Here is a 4,612-nt window from a genome sequence, read left to right on the forward strand (position 1 = left end):
GGACCTTGAAGCCCGTCCGCTGCGCCCACTGCCGGACCTCGGCGAAGGTGACGCCGGACAGCAGATCGATGGCCTGCCGGCACTGCGCCGCCGTGAATTTGGCTGCGTGGCACTCGTCCACGGTGAGCAGCATTCGCTCGGGCAGCCAGCCGTAGACGCGGCAGCGCGCGGACTGCTCGAAGTAGGAGCCGGCCGGACCGGTGTACTTCCGGATCTCACGGCGGCTGTAGCCTCCGGTCCGGGCGGCCTCGCGCCAGATCGGATCGAGGTAGAGATGCACCTCGGCACGCGGGCGGAATAGCTTGAGGGCGGTCATCACGCCACCGCTCGCGAAGGTGTTCCCCAGCGAGGCCGGTCGGCCGCAATGAACGCGTCGAACCGAACCCAGCTCTCGGCGGTCATCCGCCAGCCCCGGCCCCAGACCGTTTCGATCGTGATCTCAGCCTGCGCCTCCCGGAGCTTCTGCCGGATCTTGCAGATCCACACGTTGATGTTCTTCTGGTCAGGCACCTCGTCCCACAGGCCGTAGAGCGCAAGAAGTCCGCGCTCGCGGTGTAGGACGTTCAAGCCGACGGCCCGGATGGCGCAGATAACCCGCTCCTCGGTCGTCGTCAGTCGCCACGCCTTCGGGAGCACGATCATCGACGTGAGCGCTTCCTCCAGCTGGCGCACGTCTTCGCGCAAAGTGTCCCGTTCCTCCAGGAGGGCGATCACCTGCTCGCGGCTGAGATTGTGGGGGGGATGCGTTCATCCGACCTGCCTTTCCGGCTCGCAAGTCGGCACCCGCTCGTTGTCGTTGGCCGTGGCGTCCGTCGCGGCTTTCCGGGCGACCGTCCGCCGGAGTTCCGCGTCGATCACCGGGATGAGCACGAGCGCGACGGCGATCGAGAGGATCAGCAGGGCTAGCGGCGCGCCTTATCGATCGCTCGGCGGTCAGCCGAATACTTCGCACGATCGCAGGGCAGGCAGAGCACCCGGCAGTTGTCGAGCGTCGGGCGGCCGCCGTTGGCGTCCGGGATGACGTGATCGAAGATCCGGCCGCCGGTGGGGATCGCGCAGGGGCAGGGATCGCCCGTGGGGAGTTCGCCCTCGCAGCGGCCGTCGGCGCGCTCCAACGCCTGGATGCGGACTGCTTTCGGGAAGTTCTGGCGCTGTCGGGCGGCCATCAGAATGCCCTCACGCCCGTCCGGCGCGCCGGATTCGCGGGTGCCGTGAGGACAGCGAGCGCCCGCATCGCCACCGCCGCCGTGCGCAGGTCCGCAAAGACCGGTTCGATCACGAGTTCGTCGGCGTGGAGGCAGACGATCCGGACGCCGCCCTCGCCCCTCAGCTCGGCGCGATCGAAGCCGTTGCCGAAGGCCGGGCCGAGTATGGTGCCGAAGACGAGGGAGCCGTCCGTGAGGGACGGTCGATGCGGGTGCCGTGAGCGAGAGGGGCGGCCATGTCAGCGGCTCACCCGGTAGGCGGAGCTGTGATCGGCGATCACGCACGGCGCGAAGCAGAAGGCGAAGATCCCGAGGGAGCCGAGCAGGCAGCTCGCGACCTGGATGCCGGCCGGGGCGTGTTAAGGATAGGCAAAGTAGGCGGTGAGCACCGGGGCGGCTCCGTCGCGCGGGGCGAGGAGACAAAAATACCGTTGTGGTATGTTGTGCGAATACCGTTTCGGCATCTTTTACGTATGATAGTGCGCAAGTGCGCCGACGCTATCCACACTTCTCCACAGGCCAAGGACATCACCGGTATTATATGTTCCCCTTTTGTTCTGGATATGTCAGCCTGTGGTTGTGTCCGGAACGAGAGGTGGCCATGGGCCGAAGCGTGCAGTTCGCTGTCCGGCAGTTTCAGGAGGCGGGACCGGGAAAGTGGTCTTGAGATCGGATCACAGCATGCCGCACTGCAGATGAGGCTCGGCGCATAGCAGAGCGGTGTGTGATCCGAGGCGAGTCGTCTGGCGCAGTTGCGTTCTGCCGGCGAAGCTCAGACGAGTTCGGGGAGCTGGGCGATCCAATAACAATCGCCGAATTTGGCATAGTCCCACCCGAAGCCCGGGACATTCTTCAGCTTTAACAACCTGATCTGACAAATCGAGGAAAGTTCGTGATGTCCTGAAAGCCCATTACTGCCGATAGCGTGCAGTTATTCGTCCTGTCGAAGGGTAAACTTGCCCCCGGCAGCCTTCTCAATTGCAAGGCACCCGAGGAGGCCTGCCGGGTGGCCGAGGAACGCGTCAGCAGAGGCCGAGCCATCGGCGCAGCCGCCTTCACCCGCACGGTCGTGGATCCGGACTACGACGATGGCGGAGAGCCGATCACGCTGGCGATCTTCGGGACGGTGCCACCGGGGCTGGCGGATCAGCTCCCGTTCTGAGTGCCGGGACGGTTCACCGCTGCCGAGGCCGTTGCGCCAACCGGCCGATGAGGCCCTGCATCCAGTCTCTCTTGCTGCGCGTCAGCCTGCGATCGCCCCGTTTGCGGACATCCCGGAGAAGCTCGTCGGCGAAGTATTGGCCGACGGTCGTCCGCCCGGGGCTATCGTAATGCACGATGTCGTAGAACGATCCTGGACCCTTGGTATTCAGGACGTCGCTGGCGTCGATCAGCCGGAGGTTTCCCGGAAGCTTGTGCGTGCGCAGCTCCTCCAGCGCTTGCGCGAAGCGGTCGTACTGGCGGGCGAGGTAGGCGAGCGCTTCAGGTGAGGCCAAGCCCTCCTCGGACGCGTCCAGCGTTTGCTTGCGGACGACGATCGGCTCGAGGAAGTAGAACACCGGGATCGTGACCGCCTGGGCCACGCGGATGAGCTTGATCAGCGAACCCTTGTAGCTTCGGGCGATCTCTGCCTCCCACGCCGGCGTGCCGTAGCCGACAACCTCCCGCATCCGCGTCATCCGGTCGAAGGCCGCCGTGACCACGCCGTCGTAGTCGAGGCTGGACTGCCAGGACTTGTCGTTCCGCTCATCGAAGTAGTGGGTGTACAGGAACTCGGTGAGAAAGGCGTTGAAGGGGTACCCGGGCCGCGGATCGAACGTGAGCGGCTGGAAGGCGTCGGTCCCACCACTGACCACGACGAGCATGTCAGGATCGAGATCGAGCAGCTTAGTCCAGATCAGCGCGCACATCTGCTCGGTGCACGAGGAGATCGCGCCGAAGTTGTAGACCTTGACCCGCTGGGAGTAGGCCGCACCCAATAGGCCTTGGATCCGGCCCGGAACGGTCTCCCGCCATTCCGTGCCGGCCAGCATCGTGCTGTCGCCGACTACGAAGATGCGGAGCTCGTCGGGGTCCGTGCGTGGCGTCGCGGCGCCAGGGTTGAGAAACCCGGAGTCGTCGTAGGGCAGGCACTGGTGCTCGAACTTGTAGCCCGGCTCCCCGGTGAACCCGATGTAGGGTGCCGGATAGCGCGTCGCAGCGTCGAAGTACCGGACGTGGTGGACGAACTTCTCGCGCCGCGCGGTCTCATCGTCTGTAGTCGCCATCGGCGCGGTGCTCGCTGATCGTATCCCCCCTGCTGGATAGCCGGGAACGCGACGTCCCCCCACCCGTCTGGGATCAGACGATGCAGGGCGGCCGCGACAGTTGCCCGCTCGCCACTATTGGCGATCACGAGGACGCCGGCGTCGGCTTCAGCCTACCACGCGAGCGGTCGAACTTTCTCAGGCGTCGTGGTGCGGGGATCGGCGGTTCAGCAGACTTGCAGATCGTCCTTCGATCACACCGGCCCGCTGTCACTGTTGCGCTGCTTGCACCGCCAGCCGGCAAAGCAGGCCGGCACGTCCAGCGTCGGCTCGTAGGCGGGCGCGCCGGTCTCGTCCTGCTCGCAGGCGCCGCTGTCCCGGTGGACGGTCTCATAAGCGAGGTCGCTCGACGCGAGCACCGCGTTCCCCGACCGGGCGACGAAGGCCCTCAGCGCCGCGCAGGTGACGGTGCGTGTGTCGGTGCGTCCCTGCGCAACGGCGCCGGTGGAGAGGCCGATCGCGAGAACGGCCACTATGGCATTCGAGGTGTGGCGCATGAGGTCTTACCGAGCGGTGTGCGAAGATCCGCATGGTGCGCTTCGGCGCATCTGGCGACCATGCCCGGCGGCGCGGCATAGGCACGCTGGCGAACTTTGACCTGACCGGCTGGCTTTGGACCGGGCTGATTGAGAGGATCAGCCGGGACCGAGGGAGTTGGACATGCGGCGAGGTCAGAAGACGAACGCGGAGCAGGTGGTGCTGAAGCTGCGCCAGATCGAGGTGCAGACAGCCCAGGGCAAGAGTCTGGCCCTGGCGTGCCAGGAGGCGGAGATCTCCGAGCAGAGCTACGACCGCTGACGCAAGGAGTACGGCGGCCTCCAAGTCGATCAGGCCAGAAAGATGAGGGATCTGGAGCGGGAGAACGCTCGGTTGCGGCGGCTGGTAGCGGACCTTTCTTTGGTGGGTCAGGTGCTGGCGGACGTCGCCTCGGGAAACGTGTAGCCCCCGAGCGACGCCGGCAGGCGGTGGACGGGATCCGAGAGAAGTACGGCCTCTCGGACCGTCACGCCTGCCGGATCGTCGGCCAGCATCGGGGCACGCAGCGCTATGTGCCGACCGTGCTGGCGGACGAGGATGGGCTGACCCGGGCCATCGTCGCCC

The 4,612-nt window shown here is 66.1% G+C and carries 6 protein-coding genes and 2 pseudogenes; 3 read left to right on the forward strand and 5 right to left on the reverse strand.

What is annotated here, in order from left to right:
• The 3 genes and pseudogenes from MKK75_RS12400 to MKK75_RS12410 all read right to left on the reverse strand — a co-directional run.
• Positions 1 to 316, reverse strand: a pseudogene (locus tag MKK75_RS12400) (DUF3268 family zinc-finger domain-containing protein); the annotation flags it as partial.
• The gene (locus MKK75_RS12405; protein ID WP_244042870.1) at positions 316 to 714 is read right to left on the reverse strand and encodes a helix-turn-helix domain-containing protein; all 399 of its coding nucleotides are present in this window, start codon (positions 712 to 714) and stop codon (positions 316 to 318) included. The pseudogene MKK75_RS12400 and the gene MKK75_RS12405, both read right to left, overlap by 1 nt.
• Positions 715 to 902: 188 nt before the next feature.
• On the reverse strand, positions 903 to 1,166 hold the full coding sequence (locus tag MKK75_RS12410) for an HNH endonuclease (protein WP_244042871.1): 264 nt from the start codon (positions 1,164 to 1,166) through the stop codon (positions 903 to 905).
• A gap of 125 nt (positions 1,167 to 1,291) precedes the next feature.
• Here MKK75_RS12410 and MKK75_RS35705 point away from each other — a divergent pair, with 125 nt between their 5' ends.
• Positions 1,292 to 1,426: a hypothetical protein gene (locus MKK75_RS35705; protein ID WP_279593829.1), complete on the forward strand. Its 135-nt coding sequence runs from the start codon at positions 1,292 to 1,294 to the stop codon at positions 1,424 to 1,426.
• Positions 1,427 to 2,130: 704 nt separating this feature from the next.
• A complete protein-coding gene (locus MKK75_RS12415) occupies positions 2,131 to 2,367 on the forward strand; it encodes a hypothetical protein (protein WP_244042872.1) in 237 nt (78 codons plus the stop codon).
• Between the two features lie 13 nt (positions 2,368 to 2,380).
• Here MKK75_RS12415 and MKK75_RS12420 read toward each other — a convergent pair whose 3' ends face one another.
• Positions 2,381 to 3,472, reverse strand: a complete 1,092-nt coding sequence (locus tag MKK75_RS12420) for an SGNH/GDSL hydrolase family protein (protein ID WP_244042873.1) — start codon at positions 3,470 to 3,472, stop codon at positions 2,381 to 2,383.
• Between the two features lie 233 nt (positions 3,473 to 3,705).
• Complete coding sequence (locus MKK75_RS12425) at positions 3,706 to 3,984, reverse strand: hypothetical protein (protein ID WP_244042874.1); 279 nt, start codon at positions 3,982 to 3,984, stop codon at positions 3,706 to 3,708.
• A 187-nt stretch (positions 3,985 to 4,171) separates the two neighbouring features.
• Between MKK75_RS12425 and MKK75_RS12430 the strand changes: the two are divergent.
• Positions 4,172 to 4,612: pseudogene (locus MKK75_RS12430) on the forward strand (transposase); the annotation flags it as partial.

This window comes from Methylobacterium sp. J-030, from assembly GCF_022829545.1.
Lineage (GTDB): Bacteria > Pseudomonadota > Alphaproteobacteria > Rhizobiales > Beijerinckiaceae > Methylobacterium.

Coding starts and splice junctions, on each gene's coding strand:
- MKK75_RS12410 (WP_244042871.1), bottom strand. CDS start 1,166: ATGGCCGCCCGACAGCGCCAGAACTTCCCGAAAGCAGTCCGCATCCAG.
- MKK75_RS12420 (WP_244042873.1), bottom strand. CDS start 3,472: ATGGCGACTACAGACGATGAGACCGCGCGGCGCGAGAAGTTCGTCCAC.